This window comes from Rhizobacter sp. J219, from assembly GCF_024700055.1.
GTDB lineage: Bacteria > Pseudomonadota > Gammaproteobacteria > Burkholderiales > Burkholderiaceae_C > Rhizobacter.
Window position 1 is genome coordinate 4947702 of sequence record NZ_JAJOND010000001.1, and the last position, 19860, is coordinate 4967561.

General features: G+C 67.2%; 18 protein-coding genes. 11 read left to right on the forward strand and 7 right to left on the reverse strand.

Annotated elements, in window-relative coordinates:
- Window positions 1-68: 68 nt before the first annotated feature.
- The 4 genes from LRS03_RS23565 to LRS03_RS23580 are packed head-to-tail and all read left to right on the forward strand — an operon-like array spanning window position 69 to window position 3679.
- Window positions 69-1181, forward strand: coding sequence for a mandelate racemase/muconate lactonizing enzyme family protein (locus LRS03_RS23565; protein WP_257828613.1), 1113 nt, complete (start codon window positions 69-71; stop codon window positions 1179-1181).
- 26 nt (window positions 1182-1207) lie between these two features.
- Entirely contained in the window at window positions 1208-1939 is a 732-nt protein-coding gene (locus LRS03_RS23570; protein WP_257829661.1) for a ribonuclease activity regulator RraA, read from the forward strand.
- On the forward strand, window positions 1936-2754 hold the full coding sequence (locus tag LRS03_RS23575) for an NAD-dependent epimerase/dehydratase family protein (protein WP_257828614.1): 819 nt from the start codon (window positions 1936-1938) through the stop codon (window positions 2752-2754). Before LRS03_RS23570 ends, LRS03_RS23575 begins: the two co-directional genes overlap by 4 nt.
- Window positions 2717-3679: an SMP-30/gluconolactonase/LRE family protein gene (locus tag LRS03_RS23580; protein ID WP_257828615.1), complete on the forward strand. Its 963-nt coding sequence runs from the start codon at window positions 2717-2719 to the stop codon at window positions 3677-3679. The genes LRS03_RS23575 and LRS03_RS23580 overlap by 38 nt, the downstream gene beginning before the upstream one ends.
- Window positions 3680-3697: 18 nt before the next feature.
- On the opposite strand, the gene LRS03_RS23585 is transcribed toward LRS03_RS23580, so the two are convergent.
- Entirely contained in the window at window positions 3698-4165 is a 468-nt protein-coding gene (locus tag LRS03_RS23585; RefSeq protein WP_257828616.1) for a Bug family tripartite tricarboxylate transporter substrate binding protein, read from the reverse strand.
- A gap of 166 nt (window positions 4166-4331) precedes the next feature.
- Window positions 4332-4691 (reverse strand): Bug family tripartite tricarboxylate transporter substrate binding protein, encoded by a 360-nt coding sequence (locus tag LRS03_RS23590; RefSeq protein WP_257828617.1) that lies wholly within the window; start codon window positions 4689-4691, stop codon window positions 4332-4334.
- A 185-nt stretch (window positions 4692-4876) separates the two neighbouring features.
- Between LRS03_RS23590 and LRS03_RS23595 the strand changes: the two genes are divergently transcribed.
- Together LRS03_RS23595 and LRS03_RS23600 are read left to right on the forward strand one after the other, a co-directional pair.
- Window positions 4877-6304 (forward strand): aldehyde dehydrogenase family protein, encoded by a 1428-nt coding sequence (locus LRS03_RS23595; protein ID WP_257828619.1) that lies wholly within the window; start codon window positions 4877-4879, stop codon window positions 6302-6304.
- 169 nt (window positions 6305-6473) lie between these two features.
- A complete protein-coding gene (locus LRS03_RS23600; protein ID WP_257828621.1) occupies window positions 6474-7550 on the forward strand; it encodes an ABC transporter substrate-binding protein in 1077 nt (358 codons plus the stop codon).
- 105 nt (window positions 7551-7655) lie between these two features.
- Here the strand turns inward: LRS03_RS23600 and pyk are convergent, their stop codons facing one another.
- From pyk to LRS03_RS23615, 3 genes are all read right to left on the reverse strand, one after another.
- Window positions 7656-9071, reverse strand: a complete 1416-nt coding sequence (pyk, locus tag LRS03_RS23605) for a pyruvate kinase (RefSeq protein ID WP_257828623.1) — start codon at window positions 9069-9071, stop codon at window positions 7656-7658.
- A gap of 11 nt (window positions 9072-9082) precedes the next feature.
- Complete coding sequence (locus tag LRS03_RS23610; RefSeq protein WP_257828625.1) at window positions 9083-10711, reverse strand: NADP-dependent glyceraldehyde-3-phosphate dehydrogenase; 1629 nt, start codon at window positions 10709-10711, stop codon at window positions 9083-9085.
- 145 nt (window positions 10712-10856) lie between these two features.
- On the reverse strand, window positions 10857-11819 hold the full coding sequence (locus LRS03_RS23615; RefSeq protein WP_257828627.1) for a porin: 963 nt from the start codon (window positions 11817-11819) through the stop codon (window positions 10857-10859).
- A 187-nt stretch (window positions 11820-12006) separates the two neighbouring features.
- Between LRS03_RS23615 and LRS03_RS23620 the strand changes: the two genes are divergently transcribed.
- Window positions 12007-14004 (forward strand): methyl-accepting chemotaxis protein, encoded by a 1998-nt coding sequence (locus LRS03_RS23620; protein WP_257828629.1) that lies wholly within the window; start codon window positions 12007-12009, stop codon window positions 14002-14004.
- Here the strand turns inward: LRS03_RS23620 and dhaK are convergent.
- Both dhaK and LRS03_RS23630 read right to left on the reverse strand, forming a co-directional pair.
- The gene (gene dhaK / locus LRS03_RS23625) at window positions 13990-14973 is read right to left on the reverse strand and encodes a dihydroxyacetone kinase subunit DhaK (protein ID WP_257828636.1); all 984 of its coding nucleotides are present in this window, start codon (window positions 14971-14973) and stop codon (window positions 13990-13992) included. The genes LRS03_RS23620 and dhaK overlap by 15 nt on opposite strands.
- Before the next feature lie 47 nt (window positions 14974-15020).
- Complete coding sequence (locus tag LRS03_RS23630) at window positions 15021-16055, reverse strand: LacI family DNA-binding transcriptional regulator (RefSeq protein WP_257828637.1); 1035 nt, start codon at window positions 16053-16055, stop codon at window positions 15021-15023.
- A 317-nt stretch (window positions 16056-16372) separates the two neighbouring features.
- Here LRS03_RS23630 and LRS03_RS23635 point away from each other — a divergent pair, with 317 nt between their 5' ends.
- Genes LRS03_RS23635 through LRS03_RS23650 form a run of 4 tightly spaced genes read left to right on the forward strand, consistent with a single transcriptional unit; the run spans window position 16373 to window position 19822 of the window.
- Entirely contained in the window at window positions 16373-17710 is a 1338-nt protein-coding gene (locus tag LRS03_RS23635) for an ABC transporter substrate-binding protein (protein WP_374685077.1), read from the forward strand.
- Window positions 17711-17766: 56 nt separating this feature from the next.
- Window positions 17767-18708 (forward strand): carbohydrate ABC transporter permease, encoded by a 942-nt coding sequence (locus LRS03_RS23640; RefSeq protein ID WP_257828639.1) that lies wholly within the window; start codon window positions 17767-17769, stop codon window positions 18706-18708.
- Complete coding sequence (locus tag LRS03_RS23645) at window positions 18705-19652, forward strand: carbohydrate ABC transporter permease (protein WP_257828640.1); 948 nt, start codon at window positions 18705-18707, stop codon at window positions 19650-19652. Before LRS03_RS23640 ends, LRS03_RS23645 begins: the two co-directional genes overlap by 4 nt.
- Window positions 19649-19822, forward strand: coding sequence for a hypothetical protein (locus tag LRS03_RS23650; RefSeq protein WP_257828642.1), 174 nt, complete (start codon window positions 19649-19651; stop codon window positions 19820-19822). The genes LRS03_RS23645 and LRS03_RS23650 overlap by 4 nt, the downstream gene beginning before the upstream one ends.
- Window positions 19823-19860 lie beyond the last annotated feature (38 nt).

The window sequence follows — 19860 nt, forward strand, 5'->3', positions numbered from 1 at the left end:
TACGTTGCCATCTCATGCAGGCGGGGGCGCCGCCCCACACCGGCTGGACGGCCACCGGCAAGACATCCTTGGCCACGAGCCGCAACTGGCTCTTCGTCACGCTGCACACCGAGGATGGACGCATCGGCGTGGGTGAGGGGTCGGGCTGGCCGCGGGTGGTCCGTGCCGCGGTCGAAGACCTGCGCTGCCTTCTGGTCGGCGAGGACGCCGGGCAGATCGAGCGAATCACCCAGCGAATTCGCGTCGCGACGATGGGGCACGGGCAGACCGGCGTGGTGGCGTCGGGTGCACTCGCGGCCATCGACACTGCCCTGTGGGACCTGAAGGCGCAGTCGTTGGGCGTTCCCATCTTCGAATTGCTCGGCGGCCTGACGCGCGATGCCGTGCACTACTACACGCATGCGTCGAGCCCGGAGACAGCCCTCGAAGCGGTCTCTCGCGGGGTCCGCGGGATCAAGGTCGGGGGCATCAAGGATGTCGTCGAGCGCGCGTACGCCATTCGCGCAGCCGTCGGCGACGACGTGGACCTGATGGTCGATCTTCACGGGCCGCCGTGGCTGAGTGCGGCCGATGCGATCGCCATCGGGCGTGCGCTGGAGCCCCTCAACCTGCTGTTCCTGGAGGAGCCGGTCGCACCCGACGATCTTGCAGGCTGGCGGCGCGTGCGCGACAAGGTGGCCCTGCCGCTGGCCGGCGGCGAGCGCTTCGGCACGCTCGCCGACATGCTGCCCTTCATGACGGAGGGCCTGCTGGATGTCGTACAGCCCGACACCGGACGCTTCGGAGGCCTGACGCAGATGCGCAAGCTCGCGGGCATGGCCGAGGCGCATGGGATACAGGTGGCGCCGCACAGCGGTTCGCTTGGGCCGGTCGCGGAGTTCGCCGCGGTGCACCTGCTGGCATCGATTCCCAATGCCCTGGCGCTGGAGCGCCTGGAGCCCGATTGGAGCCAGCGCGAGGAAGTTCTCACCTCACGCCTGCAGTCTTCCGGCGGGCGCATCGAGATTCCCAGGAGCCCCGGTCTCGGCACGGGTGTGAACACCGAGTTCGTGCAGCGCTACCCGAGCCAGCAGAACGTGGCGATCGCAACGGGGGCCTTCAACCCCGGCACCGAACAGGAAACCCCCTACCTTCAGCCCCGCCGGCCCCGCGCCGGCATCACCAGGACCGGACTGGAATGACCACCACCATGAACGACCTTTCGCCTTTGCATCCGCTGACCCTCGACCGCCTGCGTGCCGTGTCCACCGCGACGCTCACGACCGTGCTCTTCAAGAAGGGATTCCGAAACACCTTCCTGCAGAACCTGCGGCCGCTGAATCCGAAAGGTGCGCGCCTGGTGGGCCCGGCGTACACCTTGCGCTACATCCCGGCCCGTGAAGACACCGACCCGCTCACCGCGTTCGAGGACCGCCGGCACCCGCAGCGGGTGGCTGTCGAGGAATGCCCTGCCGGTCACGTGCTGGTGATGGACAGCCGAAACGATCCACTCGCGGCATCGGCGGGCAACCTGCTCGTGACCCGCCTGATGAAGCGCGGCTGCGCCGGTGTCGTCACCGACGGGGGCTTCCGCGATTCGCCGGAGATCGAACGGCTCGACATCCCGGCTTACCATCAACGCCCCTCGGCGCCGACCAATCTCATCCGCCACCATGCGGTCGACCTGCAGCTGCCCATCGCTTGCGGTGGGGTCGCGGTGTACCCCGGCGACGTGATGGTGGGCGATGCGGAGGGGGTCGTCTGCGTGCCGCGCGACGTGGCAGACGCGGTGGCCCAGGAGGCCTACGCGCAGACGCTCTACGAAGATTGGGTTGAAGCCCGCATCTTCGGCGGCGCTGGCCTGTTCGGCCTGTATCCGCTGACCGATCCGGACCTCGCCCGGGAGTTCACCGAATGGAAGGCCCACAACGCGGTGCGATACCCGCTGCTCGACAAATGACCAACCCCTTGCCGAAGATCCTGCTCACGGGCGCGTGCGGAAAGCTGTCGCGCAGCATCAGGCCGTACCTGGTGCAGTGGTGCAGCGAGTTGCGTTTGACCGACATCGTGTCGCCCGTGGCCGAGCACGACATGGAGACCTGCCACCGCGCCGACATCGCGGACATCGACCAGCATCCTGAAACCTTCGACGGCATCGACGCCATCGTCCACTTCTCGGGCTATCCGCGCGAAGCGGACTGGGACACCTTGATGGCCCCCAACGTCATCGGAAGCGCCAAGCTCTGGGAGATGGCTCAGCGCCACGGCGTCGGCCGGATCGTCTACGCCAGCTCCAACCACGCCATCGGCTTTTATCCACGGTCCCACACGGTCGACGGTCACGTGTTGCCCAGACCGGACACACGATATGGCGTGACCAAGGTGTTCATGGAAGCCTTGGCGAGCCTCTATGCCGACAAGCACGGCTTGCGCGGCTTCGGCCTGCGCATCGGCCACGGCAGCCTGGAGCCCAAGGACCGGCGCATGCTGGCAACCTGGGTGCATCCCGAAGACCTGGCAGACCTCGTGCGCGTGGGCCTCCAGGCCGACTACCTGTGCGAGATCGTCTACGGCGTCTCCAACAACGCCAGTGCCTGGTGGGACAACCAGCGCGCCCACGACCTCGGCTACCGTCCCCGCCACAGCTCCGATCCTTTCATCGAGGCGCTGCAGTGCGTCGTGTCGGACGATCCCGTCGCCGAACGCTACCAGGGCGGTACCTTCGCTGCCGCCGAATATGTTGGCGATCCCCTGCGGCCCATCCGCGCCCGTTGAGCGGCGCGAACTGAGCTGGCACGGGCCGGGGCTTGTCCAGGCCTACCTCGTCGGAAACCGTGTCGGTGAGGCGCCAGTGTGGGACGCGCGCCGTGGCTGCCTGTGGTGGATCGACGTGCGCGCTCAGCAGGTGCTGCGCCTCGAACCCGACGACAGCCTGGTGACCCGCTGGACGTTTCCCACGCCCCTGGGCGCACTTGCGCTCGCCAGCGATGGCCGGCTCGCGGTCGCGATGCGGCATGCGCTGGTCCTCTTCGACCCGGCGACTGGGGAGATGCAGGCTCACGCGGTGCTCGAAGAAGGGGTTGCCGGCAACCGGCTGAACGACGGCAAGGTCTCGCCCTCGGGCCAGTGGTGGGTGGTCGGATCGATGGACGACGCACCTTCGGGCAAGCGACCGACGGGCGCCCTCTATCGCGTCGGCGCCGAGGGGTCCGTTGCCACGCTTCATCGCGGCCTGACGGTGGCCAACGGCATTGCCTGGAACCGCGCCGGCACCACGCTCTACTTCTCGGACAGCCACGCCGGGCGCATCTGGCGGGCGGCCTGGGACGAGCCGTCGGGCACCATGGGAACGCCGCAGCTCATGGCGGTGGCTGACGAAAAGGCCGGTCGGCCCGATGGCGCATGGGTCGACGCCGACGATGGCTATTGGTCGGCGGGTGTGTCGGCGGGGCGACTGAACCGCTTCCGAGACGGGCGCCTCGATGCGAGCCTCGAACTGCCCTGCCGCGCGCCCACGATGCCGTGCTTCGGCGGACCTGGCTTGCAGGAGCTGTACGTCACCTCGCTGGTGCGCCCCACGTGGTCGAGCGACAGCGGCGGCATCGATGGCGCCTTGCTTCGAATGCCGTCCCCGGTGCGCGGCGCGCCCGCTGCCCTGTGGGCCGTCGAGGCCGGTGCGCCCGCGGGGATCGCCCCGTGAGACGCCCGGCCGCGGCGCTTACTCCGCCTTGATGTTGGCCGCCTTGATGAGGGCGGTCCAGCGCTCGAGTTCCGTCTGATAGTGCTTCTGGAAATCGGCCGGCGTCTTGCTGCCTGCGACTTCGGAGCCCAGTTGCTCGACGCGCTCCTTGAAGGCCGGCGACTTGATGGCGGCCGTCACGGCCGCGTGCAGCTTCGCCACGATGTCCTTCGGCGTGCCCGCCTTCACGGCGATGCCTTGCCAGCTGCGGATGTAGGTCGAAGGTGACAGGCCCAGCTCCTTTGCGCTCGGAACGTTGGGCAGCGTCGGGATGCGGGACTCCTGCATCACCGCGAGCGGGCGGATGCGCCCGCTGTCCACCGTCGACTTGAGGGACCCGGACATCAGGTCGAACATCAGCTGCACTTCGCCGGCCATCAGCGCCATGTTCGCGGGCGCACCGCCCCGGTAGGGCGCGTGGATGAACTCGAGCTTGTGACTGCGCATGAAGATCCGGCTGCCAGGTGCGACGAGGTGCCGTTGCCGCCGGAGCCGATCTTGAAGCCACCATTCGACGTGGCCGCCTGGCGCACGACGTCAGCGGGCGTCTTGAGGGCGCTTTCGCCGGGAGCCAGCATCACCACCGGGACGCTGGTGATCTGCGAGACCATCGTCAGGTCCTTTCTGCGTCGTACTTGGTGTTCATCAGCGACGGGTTGGTCGCCAGGTTGATCGCGGCGAACAGCAGGGTGTGGCCGTCGGGCTGCCCGCCCACCACGGCGAGGACGGCCACGTTGCCACCGGCGCCAGCGCGGTTCTCGACGATGACCCGCTGACCCAGGTGCTTGCTCATTTCGTCGGCCAGCAGGCGCCCCACCGTGTCGGCGGCGCCGCCGGGCGCGAAGCCGACGACCAGCGTGACCGGCTTGCTTGGATAGCTGGCTTGGGCTTGCGCCGAACCAAGGCTGAAGCCGAACGCCACTGCTGCCAGCGCGGCGACCAGCTTCGTGCGTGCTCGTGAGGGGAAGGTCATGTTGTCTCCTGATGAATGAGTGAAACGGTCAAGTGCTGGCGCCGCTGCCGGGAGGTGCGCGTTCCATGAAGTTTTCACACGCAGGCCAGCTTTGCCAACAATCCGGATTGCCACAGTATCGTAGATTTTATAAAATGGATCAACCAACATATGAAGTCAAAGGCGGCCACATGAGGAACGATTGCATGAAGAGAAACCTCGTCGGGGGCGAGTGGGTGGCAGGCGACGGGCACGAGAACCGAAACCCGTCCGACATCTCGGATGTGGTGGGCATCTACGCACATGCCGACGTGCAGACGACCGAGGCCGCGATCGTGGCTGCACAGCGCGCCCAGGGCGATTGGGCGCACGCCACCGTGCAGCGGCGCTTCGATGCGCTCGACTTCATCGGAAGCGAGCTGCTCAGGCGCAAGGACGAGCTGGGCGCGCTCCTGTCCCGCGAAGAGGGAAAGACCTTGCCGGAAGGCATCGCAGAGGTCGCCCGCGCGGGCTACATCTTCAAGTTCCATGCGCATCAGGCGATCGCGCCTCAGGGCGAACTCGCCTCGTCCGTGCGTCCCGGCATCCAGGTCGAGGTGACGCGTGAACCGGTGGGCGTGATCGGGATCATTGCGCCCTGGAACTTTCCGATGGCCATTCCGGCGTGGAAGATCGCGCCGGCCTTGGCGCACGGCAACTCGGTGGTGTTCAAGCCGGCCGAGGCCGTGCCCGGCTGCGCCTGGGCGCTGGCGGAGATCATCTCGCGCAGCGGCCTGCCGGCAGGGGTGTTCAACCTCGCCATGGGCAGCGGCACGGTCGTGGGGCAGACGCTGCTGAACGACTCGCGTGTGTCGGCCATCAGCTTCACCGGCTCGGCGACGACCGGTCGCAATGTCGCGCGTGCGGCCGCGCATCGCATGGTGCCGGTCCAGCTTGAAATGGGCGGCAAGAACCCGATGGTCGTGCTCGATGACGCCGATCTCGAACTGGCGGTCGAATGCGCCATCCAGAGCGCGTTCTACTCGACGGGCCAGCGCTGCACCGCGGCGTCTCGGATCATCGTGACGCGCGGGGTGTACGCCAGGTTCCGCGACCGACTGGTCGATCGCGCACGGGAGCTGCGGGTCGGGCACGCGCTCGCGGCAGACACCCAGATCGGCCCCGTGGTCGACGCGCGCCAGCTCGATCAGGACCTGCGCTACATCGACATCGGCAAGTCGGAAGGCGCAAGCCTCGCATGCGGTGGCGAGCGGCTGGTGAAGGACACGGACGGCTATTTCTTCTCGCCCGCCGTCTTCGTCGACTGCAACAACCGCATGCGCATCGCACGAGAGGAGATCTTCGGTCCGATCGCCGCGCTGATCCCGGCGGCCGACTACGAGGAGGCCTTGTCGATTGCGAACGACACGCCGTTCGGTCTCTCCAGCGGCATCTGCACGACCTCTCTGCGCCACGCCAAACACTTCCAGCGCCATGCCCAGGCCGGCATGGTGATGGTCAACGCACCGACGGCCGGAGTCGACTACCACGTCCCGTTCGGTGGCACGAAAGGCTCGAGCCTCGGCGGCCGGGAGCAAGGCACGCTGGCCAAGGACTTCTACACGAAGGTCAAGACGACATATGTCTGTGCATAGCGTGCATCGGCTGCTGCGAGGGCGGCGCAACGCACACCAAGGGGAGCTGTGAACAGGGCGGCATGTACTGCCCTGACGGTTCGGAGACATTCGCATGAGCACAAGAACTCCTGGCGCGGCCCCGCTGGGCGCATGGGCCGCCCACCGCGCGGCACGCTGGTCCGTCTGGGTGGTGGCGGCCATCGCTACGGGCGCGCAGGCGGCCACCATCACCTTGACGCAGGTCGCTGACTTTTCCGGTCGAGGGCGGGGCATCGCCGTGCCGACGAGCGAAGGCGCAAGAGCGTGCATCGCGGCCTACAACGCGACGCCCGCCGGTGCTGTGCTCCCGGCGCGCTTCGTCGTGCAAGACGATGGGTTCGACCCGGCCAGGAGCAGGGCGCTCTCCGAGCAGGCGGTGAGGGCCGGCACCACCGCCTTCATCAACACCGTGGGCGCAGACACGTCCCGGGCGATCGCCGAGATCGCCGATGCCGCATCGGTGCCCGTGGTCGGCGCGATCACCGGCGCGTCGAGCGTGCGATCTCGCAAGCACGCGTCCCTCTTCTTCATCCGGTCCAGCATCGCGCACGAAGGCCGGCATGCGGTACGCCACCTGGTCACGCTGAACCTGAAACGCATTGCCGTCCTTCACACGGACGATGCCTATGGCCGCGATGGCCTGGAGGCCATCCGCTCGGCCATGGCCGAGGCCGGCCTTCAGGCGCCTCTGACGGCAAGCTACGTCACCAGCGCCAAGGACTCCGGGGATGCGGCCCAGAAGCTGGCAGGAGCGGAAGCGATCGTGATGTTCGGCTCCGGGCCTGTGCTGGCTGACTTCGTGACCCGGATCAAGGGGCTGCGCAGTGGGGCGATGCTGATCGCCGCGAGTGCCGCCAACATGCGTTCGCTGGTCGACTCGGTGGGGCTTCAGAATGCACGTGGCATCGGCTACCTCCGTAGCGCCCCGCCGGTCTCGCAACGGACGACGCTCGGCAGGCAGTTCGGCCTGATCTGGAAGCAGTACGGGCTGCGGCAGGAGCCCACGCCCTTCCACCTCGAAGGTTGTCTGGCGGCCCAGGTCGCGCTTCGCGCAGCGCAGCCCAGTGGCGCTGCGCTCACGCCTGCCAGGCTGATGCGCACGCTTCAGACCTCGAGCATTCCGCCCTTCGGCGACTTCCGCCTCGATTTCAGGAACCCGGCCAACGAAGGGTCTTCGTGGGTCAGCATCGCGGTCGTCAACCAGGCGGGCGTCTTGCTCGACTGAGCCGGCCCGCATCCGCAACCCGAATTGCGAGGCAAGCTCGCCCAGCCTGATCCGAATGCAGTTGCGGCTGACGAACCGGCGGGCGTCAGATCCGACGGGCCTCCGTCACACCTTTGCGATGTGCAGGAAGTTCGTCGTGCCGGTGACCCCGAACGGCATGCCGGAGGCAATCACAACCACGTCGCCCGGCTGGGCGAAGGCCTCGCGGTGGGCCATCGCGCGGGCCTGGGCCACCATGTCGGGTACGTCGGCCACGTGGTGGGCGGTGTGCACCGAGTGCACACCCCAGGCGAGCGCCAGGCGGCGCGCGGTGGCGAGTTCGGGTGTCATGCTCAGCACTGGCACCGCCGGGCGCTCGCGTGCGGCACGTAGGCTGGTGGCGCCCGACCGGGTGTGAGTGACCAGGGCCGAGACCGGCAGCAGGCTGGCGGTTTGGCGCAGCGCCAGGCAGATCGCATCGGCCACCACCGCTTGCGGCGCGGTGTGTGACGCATCGATGGTGCTGCGGTAGTTGGGGTCGGACTCCACCTCGGCGATCAGCCGGTCCATCATCGCGACCGCCTCTCGCGGATGCTGGCCCGAGGCCGACTCAGCCGACAGCATGACCGCATCGGCCCCGTCGTAGACGGCGTTGGCCACGTCGGAGGCCTCGGCGCGTGTGGGCACCGGCGAGCTGATCATCGATTCGAGCATCTGGGTGGCGACGACGACCGGCTTGCCGGCAGCACGGCACGCCCGCACGATGCGCTTCTGCAAGCGTGGCACCTGCTCCACCGGCAGTTCAACGCCCAGGTCGCCGCGCGCCACCATGATGGCGTCGGCTGCATCGATGATCGCGTCGAGCGAGTCGATCGCCGCCGGCTTCTCCAGCTTGGCGAGCACGGCGGCACGCCCGGCGACGATGGCTTTTACCTCGTGCACGTCCTCGGGCCGCTGCACGAACGACAGCGCCACCCAGTCGACATGCAGGCTCAGCCCGAACTCGAGGTCGGCGCGGTCCTTGGTGGTCAGGGCCGAGATGGGCAGCAGCACGGAGGGCACGTTGACGCCCTTGCGATCCGACAGCGTGCCGCCGACGATGACCTGCGTGTCGACGAAGTCCGATGCTCGGGCGAGCACCCGCAGGCGCAGCTTGCCGTCGTCGATGAGGAGATCGGTGCCGGCCGTGAGCGCCGCGAAGACCTCCGGGTGCGGCAGTGGGGCGCGGGTCGCGTCGCCCGGCGCCGGGTCGAGGTCGAGGCGGAAGCTCGCCCCCGGCCTCAGCGTGACCGGGCCGTTGGCGAGTGCACCGATGCGCAGCTTCGGGCCCTGCAGGTCGAGCAGCACGGCAATGGGTCGACCGGTTTCGCGCTCCACGCGGCGGATGATCTCCAGCCGCTCCTGGTGCTGGACGTGCGTGCCGTGGCTGAAGTTGAGCCGGAACACGTCGGCGCCGGCATCGAACAGGGCACGCACCGTGCGGAAGTCGGAGCTCGAGGGCCCCAGCGTGGCGACGATCTTGGCTTTGCGCAGGCGTTTCATGGCGGTGTGACTCACAGGATGAAGCCCATGTTGATGAACTTGGAGTGGTGCTCTCGCACGATGGCATTGAGCAGCTGCACGTTGGGCTCGCTCTGCCGGGTGCTGACCATCGAGCGGATCGAGAAGGCCCGCAGGGCATCGCTGACCGACAGCGTGCCCTCGGCCGAGTCCTTGCGGCCCCCGAACGGGAAGACGTCCGGGCCGCGCTGGCACTGGCTGTTGAGGTTGACGCGGCACACTTGGTTGACCAGCAGGTCCACCAGCCTGCCGATCTGCAACGGGTCACGGCCGAAGACGCTCACCTGCTGACCGTGGTCGGAGGTGATGACGTAGTCGAGCGCTTCGTCCACCTCGTCGAAGGCCATCACCGGAACCACCGGGCCGAACTGCTCCTCGCGGTAGAGCTGCATACCTTCACGCACCGGGTAGACGACGGCCGGATAGAAGAGCGTGCCGCAGAAGGCGCCGCCGCCCTCATTGACGACGCGCGCCCCTTGGGCCGTGGCGTCGTCGATCGCCCGCGTCATGTAGGCGGTGCGATGCGGCCCGGGCAGCGGCGTGATCTGCACACCGCTCTCCCAGGGCATCCCGACCTTGAGCTTGGCCAGTTCGGCGGTGAAGCGTGCGAGGAAGGCATCGATGATGCGCCGGTGCACGATCAGCATCTTGAGGGCCGTGCAGCGTTGCCCGTTGAACGACAGGGCGCCCAGCAGGCATTCGCTGACGGCAAGTTCCAGGTCGGCGTCGGGCAGCACGATGGCCGCGTTCTTCGCGTCCAGCCCCAGCACCGCGCGCAGGCGGTGCGACTTGGGGTGCTGCTTCTTCAGGTGGTCGGCTACGCGGCTGGAGCCGATCAGCGCCAGCACGTTGACCTTGCCCGAGGCCAGCATGCGCGGGACGACCAGCTCCCCGGGCGCATAGACGGTGTTGACGACCCCGGGCGGAAATGCATCGCGGAACACCTTGAGCAGTGGCTCGAACAGTAGCGTCCCGTACTGTGGCGGCTTGAGCACGACGGTGTTGCCCATCAGCAGCGCCGGGATCAGCGTGCAGAAGGTTTCGTTGAGCGGGTAGTTGTAGGGTCCCATGCACAACACCACGCCGAGCGGCGTGCGCCGCACCTGGCCGATCGTGTTCTCGACCACGGTGAAGCGCGAGTGGCCGTTGTCCATGTCTTTCAGGGCCTCGATCGTGGCCTCGATGTAGTCGAGGGTGCGGTCGAACTCCTTGCCGGCATCGGCGATGCTCTTGCCGATCTCCCACATGATCAGGCTCACGATGGCCTGCCGGCGGTTGAGCATGCCCTTGGCAAAGGCTTTCATGCAGGTGATGCGCCCGGCCACCGCCATCATGGGCCAGGCCCCTTGGCCGTTGGCGTAGGCCGCCACGGCGGCGTCGAGCGCGGCGTCGCTCTCGGCGGGGCCCATGTCAGGGTGGCTGCCGATCGGCACCTGGCGCACGCTGCCGTCGGGCTGCGTGGTGCACACCGGCGACAACACGGTTTTGCAGGGCCCGTCCCAGCGCTGCAGGCGCCCGTCGATCAGGTAGTTGCGTTGATGGAGCGGCGTCGCCAGTCCATGGCCGTCGGGGAGGGCTCCTTCGGTCGGAAAGAGTCGCTTCAGGCTCTCGCGGTCGGTCATGTTTCACCCGTGGTCGATGTCTGGCGCCAACAAAAAAAGCGCTGCGCGTGTGAGCGCGCAGCGCCAACCCGCCGCAGCCAACGTTTCCAAAATCTGCGCGGGGGTGACACCGAGCGCTCTTCCTTCGCCGGTGTCACGCAAGGTCTCAGAAGCTGTGGAACACGCCGACGGCGTAGCCCGACTTGTTGGTGCCTGCCGGCGCCTTGTTGTCGTTGGCGACGACGGCGAACACGTTGGTGCGCTTGGACAGGTCGTAGCGCACGCCCACCGACAGCAGCTGCTCGACGCGCACGCTGTTCTGGTCCTGCTGGTTGTACGAGCCGATGAGCGCGGCCTGGCCGAGCGGCGCACTGAAGCCGACGAGCACGTTCTTGCGGCTGACCTTGGCGGCGTCCTGGCCGGAGCCGTAGCCGGCGTAGAGCTTGACGACACCGAAGTCGTAGTTGGCCGCCACGCTGCCCCAGTTGGCGTCTTTGCTGCCGTCGTTCGAGACTTCGTACCCCACGCCCAGGTAGAGCGGGCCATCGGCGTAGCTCAGGCCGACGTTGGCCGGCCGCTTGCCGCCGGTGCCGACGGTCTCGGCCGACACCTGGGCGCCGAAGCTAAAGCCGCCAACCGAGTTTTCGTAGCTCACCGAGTTGTTGACCCAGAAGGTGCCCAGGCAGCCGCCCACGAAGGCCGGGCCGCAGCCCACGCTGCCGTAGGTGCCCTCGCCCAAGGTGCCCATCCCGAACGGGTCGGCGGCGTACTGGGCCTTCAGGAAGGCCTGCGACCACCAGCGGCCGAGCTTCACCGAGCCCAGGGTGCTGCTGCTCAGGCCCACCCAGGAGCCGCCCTTCCAAAACGTGGCACCCCCGCCGACCGTGCCGTCGTCGGGGTTGAGGCGGTGCTCCAGATAGAAGGAGGCGGACAGGCCGCCTCCCAGGTCTTCGGTGCCTTTGAAGCCCAGGCGGCTGCCGCCCATGTCGAAGAGTTTCGTCCCCGGCGAGTCCTGCGTCTGCCGGCCGACCTGGGCCTCGATGAAGCCGAACGCCGTCACCGATGACTGCGCCCATGCGCTCGCCGAGCAAACCAGGGCCGCCGCCCCCACCACCACGTGTGCTTTCATCACAAAGTCTCCAGGTTGATTGAATTTCATGATCAGTTGCAAATTTCGCTGACGAACAACGTGTTCAAAGTCAACATCTTGTCGCAACGTCACAATATTAAATCAATCTAAAGAAATCAACTACAGAAAAAACGCATCAAGCCGATAAGCGACTCACGAACTGCGTCTTTTTGACACTGGAGCCCCCATGAACCCCCTTTCCGCCGACGCCCCCCGCGCCTCCATCGCCCGCCGCATCACCCTGGTCGGCGGCGCCTGTCTGCTGGCCGTGCTGGCCGTGATCTGTGCCGTCATGACGGTGATGCTCAGCAAACGGGCGCAGGAGCGCACCGTGTCGTGGGTCGACGCCAAGGTCGAATCGGTCGCGCAGGCGTTGGATGCCTACGACCAGACGGCCAAGCTGCTGGTGGAGCGCTTCTTCAAGGTGTTCGGTGACCAGTTCGGCAAGAACTTCACGCTCGACGAGGCCAACGGCCGGCTGCTGCAGTTGGGCATTGCGCTGAACGAGTACCACAACCCCTGCGACAAGTTCACCGACTTCACCGGCGGTGCCGCCGCGGTGCTGATGAGGCAGGGCGCCACCTTCGTGGCGGTGAGCACCTCGCTGAAGGATGCCCGGGGCGAGCGAGCGATGGGCATGGCCGTCGATGCCGCACACCCGGCGCATGCCGCCCTGCTGCGCGGCCAGCCCTACCTCGGGCGCGCCACGCTCTACGGCCGCCCGTTCATCACCCGCTTGCAGCCGGTGCGCGACCTGCAGGAGCGGGTGGTCGGCGCCTTGTTCGTCGCCTTCGACCTAACCGAGTTCGACCGTTCGCTGGAGCAGATGGTGACCAACGCCCGCTTCTTCGACAGCGGCGGCGTCTACGTGCTCGACCCGCGGGGCGGCGACGCGAAGCAGGCGGTGCTGATGCTGCCGCCGGCGCTGCGCGGTCGCACGCTTGCTGATGTGGCCACGGCCGCGGGTGGCGCCGACCTGCTCTCGGCCTTGAAGACGAGCCCAGCTGGCACCGAGCTGCGCGGCTTCCGCCCCGTGCTTCGACCGTCGGACCCCGACCGCTTCGCCGTGGCGCGGCCCAGCCCGGCCACCGGCTGGATGGTGGTCGGCGAGGTCTCGGGCGGCGAGACCATGCGGGCGCAGTGGCTCACGCTGGCCCCGTTTCTCGCGCTTTTCGGCATGGCGGCGCTGGCCTTGTGCATCGGCCAGTTCGTGCTGATCCGGCGCTGGGTGGGGCAGCCGCTGCAGCTGCTGACGTTGTCGCTGGAGCGGGTGGCCGGGGGCGACCTGTCGATCGTGGTCAGCAGCAGCCGTGCCGATGAGATCGGCGGCCTGATGCGCGGTGTCGAGCGCATGCGCCGGCGCCTGGTGGAGATGCTGGGGGCGGTGCGCGCATCGGCCGAGGCGATCTCGTGCGCGTCGTCGGAGATCGCCCGCGGCAACGAGGACCTGAGCCGCCGCACCGAGGAAACCGCCGCACGCCTGCAGCAGACGACCTCGGCGATGGAACAGGTGCATGCCAACGTGCGCCAGACCGCCCAGGCCACCCACACCGCCGACGACCTGGCGGCCAGCGCGTGCGAAGCGGCCGAACGAGGCGGCACCGCAATGCGCGACGTGGTGGCCAAGATGACGAGCATCAGTGCCAGCAGCCAGCGCATTGCCGAGATCACCGGCGCCATCGATGCAATCGCCTTCCAGACCAACATCCTGGCGTTGAACGCTGCGGTGGAAGCCGCCCGTGCCGGCGACAGCGGCCGCGGCTTTGCGGTGGTGGCCGCCGAAGTGCGCAGCCTCGCGCAGCGTTCAGCCGCCGCCGCCCGCGAGATCAAGGAGCTGATCGCCGGCAGCGTGGCCGAAGTGCAGGGTGGCTCCAAGCTCGCCGATGCGGCGAGCCAGCGGGTGCAGGAGATCGTGGCCGGCGTACAGCGGGTCAACGCTAGGCTCGGGGTCATCACCACCAACACCCGCGACCAGTCCGACGGCATCGGGCACATCAACGAGTCGGTGGCCACGCTCGACCGGATGACCCAGCAGAACGCCGCGCTCGTGGAGCAGTCGGCGGCCGCGGCCGAATGCCTCAGGAGCCAGGCCGCGGCGCTGGTCGATGCGATCGCCCGCTTCCGGCTCGACGCCGACGCGCCCCACGACCCGGCCCTGGAGGCCGAGGCGTCACCAGCGCAATGAGGCGGTGGTGACGGGCGCGTCCCAGAGGCTGGTCAACTCGTCGTCCAGCGCGGTTAGCGTGAGCGACGCGCCGGCCATTTCGAGCGAGGTCGTGTGGTTGCCGACCAGCCAGCGTTTCACCGTCAGGCCGGCGCTGCGCAGGCGCTGCGTGGCGATGTGGTTGAGCAAATGCAGCTCGATCAGGGGTGTGCCGCCGAAGCCGTTGACATGCAGCAGGACCGAGCGGCCGGGCGAGAGCGACAGGTCGGCCAGCAGCGGCTCCAGCAGCAGGGCGACGATGTCATCGGCCGGCATCATCTTGCTGCGGTGGCGCCCCGGCTCGCCGTGGATGCCCACGCCCACCTCCATCTCGCACGAGTCGATGTCGAAGGTGGCGGCACCCGCTTCCGGCACGGTGCAGCTCGTGAGCGCGACGCCCATCGAGGCCGTGTTGGTGTTGACGCGTGTGCCCAGCGCCTTGCACTCGTAGAGATTGGCGCCCGCCTCGGCGGCGGCCCCGACCATCTTCTCGACGATGACGGTGCCGGCCACGCCGCGCCGCCCCGGGGTGCGGGTGGAGTGCTCGACCGCCACGTCGTCGTTGATCAGCACGGTGGCGCACTCAAGCTCCAGCATGTCGCTCGCGACCTGGAAGCTCGCGCAGTCACCGGCGTAGTTCTTTACTAGCAGTAAGACGCCCTGGCCGGCCTCGACTCGCTGTGCTGCGGCGACGATCTGGTCGGGCGTGGGCGCGGTGAACACCTGCCCGGGGCAGGCCGCATCAAGCATGCCGTGGCCCACGTAGCCGGTGTGCAGGGGCTCATGGCCCGAGCCGCCACCCGACACCAGCGCCACGCGGCCCTGCTTGGGCGTGCGCCGGCAAATGAACAGGGGCGACTGGTTGAGCGCCAGCAGATCCTCGTGGGCCATGACCAAGCCCGCGGCGCTGTCCCTTACCAGGTCTTCGGAAGAGTTAATGAATTTTTTCATTCTTCCCCGGTCTCCTCGGGAGATTGTGTGCCTGCATCACCCCACTGTCACGCGAGGTTTTCCGCAGTGAGGATCTCGACCCGGGGGTTGTTGATCGCCAGCGCGCCGCGCACGCCGTCGCACAGGGCGCGCAGCACACGGCTGGCGGCGGTGACGGCGTATTCCACGTCCTGGTGGAGCAGGTAGCTGAGCGCGCCCGACAGCAGCATCGAGCGGTGCACCTCCAGCAGATCGTGGGCGACGAACATCAGTTCATGGCCGTAGCCGTGCTCCGCCAGCGCGCGGGAGATGCCGAAGCTACAGGGGCCGACGTTGTAGAGCGCGCTGATGCGACCTCCGGTCGCGTCAGGGGCCAGGACCACGCGCGCGTATTCATACGCTTCGTCTTCCGATTCGGGCAGTTCGAAGAGCCGTAGCGGCTTGGCCTGGGGGAAACGCTCCTCCAGCACCTGTTGGAATCCGATGCGTCGGTCGATCTCGGCGGCGTAGCGTGTCGCCGGCGACAGCAATGCGCACAGCGACTCGGTGTCGCGTGGCAGCGAGCGGCCCATCAGCAGGCCGGCGGTGCGGCCGGCGGCGCGGTTGTCGGCGCCGATCGCCGTTTCACGCAGCGAGCCGGGCACGTCGGAGAACAGCGTCACCACGTGCACGCCGGCACGCACCAGCTCATTGACCGCGAGCTTGACGGCCGGCACGTCGGGGGCCAGCAGGGCCACGCCGTCGAGGTCGGAGAGTTTCGCGAGTTCGGCGGCGAACACGTTGGCGTCGGCAGCGGGCAGGCGATGCGTCACCTCGGTGATGTGCTGGTGCCGGAATTCACCTGCGGTCTGCGCGACCACCCGGTCGACCAAGTCGAAGAAGCCCAGGCGGGCGGCCGGCAGCACGAAGGCAAAGCGGTAGTTCGACGTCGAGCGCGGGCGGCCGCGGATCGGCGCGCCGCCACCCAGCGTGGCCATCGCATCCCGCACCTTGCGCACGGTGGCGGGGTTGACGCCGGGCCGGTTGTTGAGCACCCGATCCACCGTGGCGGTGCTGACGCCGGCGGTCTCGGCAATTTTGGTGATGGTGACGGGGTTTGTCATGAGGCCGGGCCGGAAAGGGGCCAAAAACTAAATCCATAGCAGTGTCGCCGAATCGCCCCGGTGCACCAAGCGTCGCCCGGGCCGGTTGTTCTGCAGCGCGCACAGCCTCGCCCGGCACAAGGTCACGTTTGATGTTCTTTGATGATGTGTTTAGGGTTTCTATTGAGTGATTTATTAAATGATGGACCTAGACTGCTTCTCAAGGTCACCGCCCTTTCACGGTTTGCAGGGCGGGTCCCCAAGTCGAGGCTGGCAGGTGCCGGTCTCATGCCCTAGCTGCGGCGTGGCCGCGATTCACCGAGAACAGGAGACCCAGGATGAGCTTCAACAAACGCAAGCTGGCCGTTGCCGCGAGCGCGTTCGTGACGGCAGCGCTGATGTCCGGCGGCGCACAGGCGCAGCAAAAGCAGTTGACGCTGTGTTGGGCGGCGTGGGACCCGGCCAATGCCCTGGTCGAGTTGTCGAAAGACTTCACCGCCAAGACCGGCATCGCCATGAAGTACGAGTTCGTGCCCTGGCCGAACTTCGCGCAGCGCATGCTCAACGAGCTGAATTCGAAGGGCAAGCTGTGCGATCTGCTGATCGGCGACAGCCAGTGGATCGGCTCGGCCGCCACCGAAGGCCACTACGTCAAGCTCAACGAGTTCTTCGACAAGAACGGCATCAAGATGACCGACTTCGCGCCGGCCACCGTCGAGGGCTACTCGACCTGGCCCAAGGGCACGAAGAACTACTTCGCGCTGCCGGCGATGGGTGACGCGGTGGCGTTCACCTACCGCAAGGACTGGTTCGCGCGCCCCGACCTGCGGGCCGAGTTCAAGCAGAAGAATGGGCGCGAGCTCGCACCGCCGAAGACCTGGGACGAGTTCAAGCAGATCGGCCAGTTCTTCCAGAACCGCACGATCGACGGCAAGAAGGTCTACGGCGCGGCGCTCTACACCGAGCGCGGCTCCGAGGGCATCACGATGGGCGTGACCAACACGATGTACGCCTACGGCATGAACTACGACAACCCGAAGAAGCCGTATGACATGAAAGGCTTCATCAACGGGGCCGGCGCCGTGAAGGGCCTCAAGCTCTACAAGGAGCTGTACGACTGCTGCACGCCGCCCGGGCACTCGAATGCCTACATGACCGAGAACCTCGACGCGTACAAGTCGGGCCAGGTGGCGATGCAGATGAACTTCATCGCCTTCTTCCCCGGCATCTCGAAGGACCCGCAGGTCGGTGGCGAGAAGACCGGCTTCTTCGCAATTCCCAAGGGCGACGTGCAGCACGCGCAGCTGGGCGGGCAGGGCATCTCGGTCGTCAAGTACTCCGACAAGAAGGACCTGGCCCTCGAGTACATGAAGTGGTTCGCGCAGCCGTCCGTCCAGCAGAAGTGGTGGAACGGCGGCGGCTTCACCTGCCTCAACGAGATCCTCAATGCGCCGGGCTTCCTCACGAGCACGCCGTACGCGCCGGTGTTCCAGGACTCGATGAAGATCGTCAAGGACTTCTGGGCCGAGCCGAGCTATGCGCAACTGCTGCTGGCCATGCAGAAGCGCACGCACGACTACGTCGTGGCCGGCAAGGGCACGCCGCAGGAGGCGCTCGACGGTCTGCTGAAGGACTGGACCGAGGTGTTCAAGGAGGACGGGAAGATCAAGCCCTGAACTCCAACGCGTCATCCCGGCGCGTGCCGGGATGACGCCTCAACCAGAGAACCGTCATGAGTTCCGTTCACCTGAGGCCCGCCGCCTCGACCCCCATGCGAATCCGCCTGCACTCGGCGCAGGGCCTCTCCGACCGAGCGTTGGCGTGGCTCTTCGTCAGCCCGACCATCGCGCTGCTGCTGGCGTTCAACATCTTCCCGCTGCTGTGGACGATCTACCTGTCGTTCACCAACTTCCGCGCCAACCGCCCCAACCTTGACACCGTGTGGGTCGGCATCGCCAACTACCAGCGCGTGCTCAATGACGAAGCCATCTGGGAAAACATGCGCGCCACCGCGCACTTCCTGGTCTCGTCGATCGTGCTCCAGCTGCTGCTTGGCTTTGCGCTCGCGCTGCTGCTCAACCGGCGCTTCCGCACCCACAGCTTCTGGAGTACCGCGATCCTGCTGCCGATGATGCTGGCACCTGCGGTGGTGGGCACCTTCTGGAAGTATTTCTTCGAGCCGCAGTACGGCATCTTCAACTACATCATCAACTTCTTCGGCGGGCCCGGCACCTTCACGATGCTCGGCGACACGCAGCTCTCGCCCTGGGCCATCGTGCTGGTGGACACCTGGATGTGGACGCCCTACGTGATGCTCCTGTTGCTGGCCGGCCTGCGCTCCATCCCGCCCTACCTGTACGAAGCTGCCGAGATCGACCGCGCCTCGGCCTGGACCAAGTTCTGGCGCATCACGCTGCCGATGGTGATGCCTTTCATCATCCTCGCGCTGCTGTTCCGCGTGATCGAGAACTTCAAGATGTTCGACCTGGTGGACCAGCTCACCAACGGCGGCCCCGGCTCGGTGACCGAGCTGGCGTCGATCAAGCTCAAGCGCGAGGCCTTCGAGAAGTGGCGCACCGGCTATGCCTCGGCGCTGGCGATCATCATGTTCGTCTCGATCTACGGGCTGTCGCTGGTCACGGTGCGCTATCTGGACAAGGTGAAGCAGCGATGAGAAACATCCCTCACAGCCCGCTGGAGCCGAGCGCGCGCTCCAAGTGGTTCGCCGGCATCGTCGTGATCGGCTACGCGGTGATCTCGCTGATCCCGCTGGCGTGGATCTTCATGACCAGCCTGCGCACCCCGCAAGACGCGATCGCTTACCCGCCGAAGGTCGTGGCCGAGCAGTCGCTGGTCGGCTTCGTCAACCTCTTCACCACTCGTTCGCGCGTCTCGGCGGAAGAACTGGCCGCGCTGCCGCCCCCGGCCACCTGGTACGAAGGCCTGGTGCGCGACCAGCAGATGATCCTGGCGGGCCCGTCGCGTTTCATCGACCGCTACAGCAACTCGCTGCTGATCGGCTTCGGCTCGACGCTGCTCTCGGTGGTGCTGGGCACGCTCGCGGCCTACGCCTTCTCGCGCTTCCGGGTGCCGGGCAAGGACGACCTGCTGTTCTTCATCCTGTCGACGCGGATGATGCCGCCGATCGCGATCGCCATTCCGGTGTACCTGATGTTCCGCCACGTCGGGCTCAACGACACCCATGCCGGCCTGATCCTGCTGTACACGGTGGTCAACCTGTCGCTCTCGGTCTGGCTGCTCAAGGGCTTCATGGACGAGATCCCGCGCGAGTACGAAGAAGCGGCGATGGTCGACGGCTACACACGCTGGCAGGCCTTCGTGAAGGTGGTGCTGCCGCAGGCGGCCACCGGCATCGCCACCACCGCGATCTTCTGCCTCATCTTCGCGTGGAACGAATACGCGTTCGCGCTGCTGCTCACCAGCGGCACCGCGCAGACCTCGCCACCGTTCATCCCCACCATCATCGGCGAGGGTGGCCTCGACTGGCCCGCGATGGCGGCCGGCACGACGCTCTTCCTGCTGCCGGTGCTGCTGTTCACCGTGCTGCTGCGCAAGCACCTGCTGCGTGGCGTGACCTTCGGAGCGATCCGCAAATGAAGCACTACTTCCGCCGCGCGCCGTGGGAACACGGCACCACCGCGCTCATCGGCTTGGGCCTGGTGATGCTGATGCAGCCCTGGTCGATCGAGGTCTACAGCTACGGCTTCACCGTGCTGCTGGCCGGTGTCGTCGGCTACTCCATCGCCGGCAAGCTGCCAAAGGGCTGAAAACATGAAACCCCCACGCTCACTTCGTTCACTGCCCC

What these genes read in the sequence shown, in the direction of transcription:
- LRS03_RS23580 (WP_257828615.1), top strand. Translation starts at nt 2,717, where the DNA reads ATGTTGGCGATCCCCTGCGGCCCATCCGCGCCCGTTGAGCGGCGCGAA.
- dhaK (WP_257828636.1), bottom strand. Translation starts at nt 14,973, where the DNA reads ATGAAAAAATTCATTAACTCTTCCGAAGACCTGGTAAGGGACAGCGCC.
- LRS03_RS23650 (WP_257828642.1), top strand. Translation starts at nt 19,649, where the DNA reads ATGAAGCACTACTTCCGCCGCGCGCCGTGGGAACACGGCACCACCGCG.
- LRS03_RS23645 (WP_257828640.1), top strand. Translation starts at nt 18,705, where the DNA reads ATGAGAAACATCCCTCACAGCCCGCTGGAGCCGAGCGCGCGCTCCAAG.
- LRS03_RS23575 (WP_257828614.1), top strand. Translation starts at nt 1,936, where the DNA reads ATGACCAACCCCTTGCCGAAGATCCTGCTCACGGGCGCGTGCGGAAAG.
- LRS03_RS23640 (WP_257828639.1), top strand. Translation starts at nt 17,767, where the DNA reads ATGAGTTCCGTTCACCTGAGGCCCGCCGCCTCGACCCCCATGCGAATC.
- LRS03_RS23620 (WP_257828629.1), top strand. Translation starts at nt 12,007, where the DNA reads ATGAACCCCCTTTCCGCCGACGCCCCCCGCGCCTCCATCGCCCGCCGC.
- LRS03_RS23595 (WP_257828619.1), top strand. Translation starts at nt 4,877, where the DNA reads ATGAAGAGAAACCTCGTCGGGGGCGAGTGGGTGGCAGGCGACGGGCAC.
- LRS03_RS23610 (WP_257828625.1), bottom strand. Translation starts at nt 10,711, where the DNA reads ATGACCGACCGCGAGAGCCTGAAGCGACTCTTTCCGACCGAAGGAGCC.
- LRS03_RS23590 (WP_257828617.1), bottom strand. Translation starts at nt 4,691, where the DNA reads ATGACCTTCCCCTCACGAGCACGCACGAAGCTGGTCGCCGCGCTGGCA.
- pyk (WP_257828623.1), bottom strand. Translation starts at nt 9,071, where the DNA reads ATGAAACGCCTGCGCAAAGCCAAGATCGTCGCCACGCTGGGGCCCTCG.
- LRS03_RS23585 (WP_257828616.1), bottom strand. Translation starts at nt 4,165, where the DNA reads ATGCGCAGTCACAAGCTCGAGTTCATCCACGCGCCCTACCGGGGCGGT.
- LRS03_RS23630 (WP_257828637.1), bottom strand. Translation starts at nt 16,055, where the DNA reads ATGACAAACCCCGTCACCATCACCAAAATTGCCGAGACCGCCGGCGTC.
- LRS03_RS23635 (WP_374685077.1), top strand. Translation starts at nt 16,373, where the DNA reads ATGAGCTTCAACAAACGCAAGCTGGCCGTTGCCGCGAGCGCGTTCGTG.
- LRS03_RS23615 (WP_257828627.1), bottom strand. Translation starts at nt 11,819, where the DNA reads ATGAAAGCACACGTGGTGGTGGGGGCGGCGGCCCTGGTTTGCTCGGCG.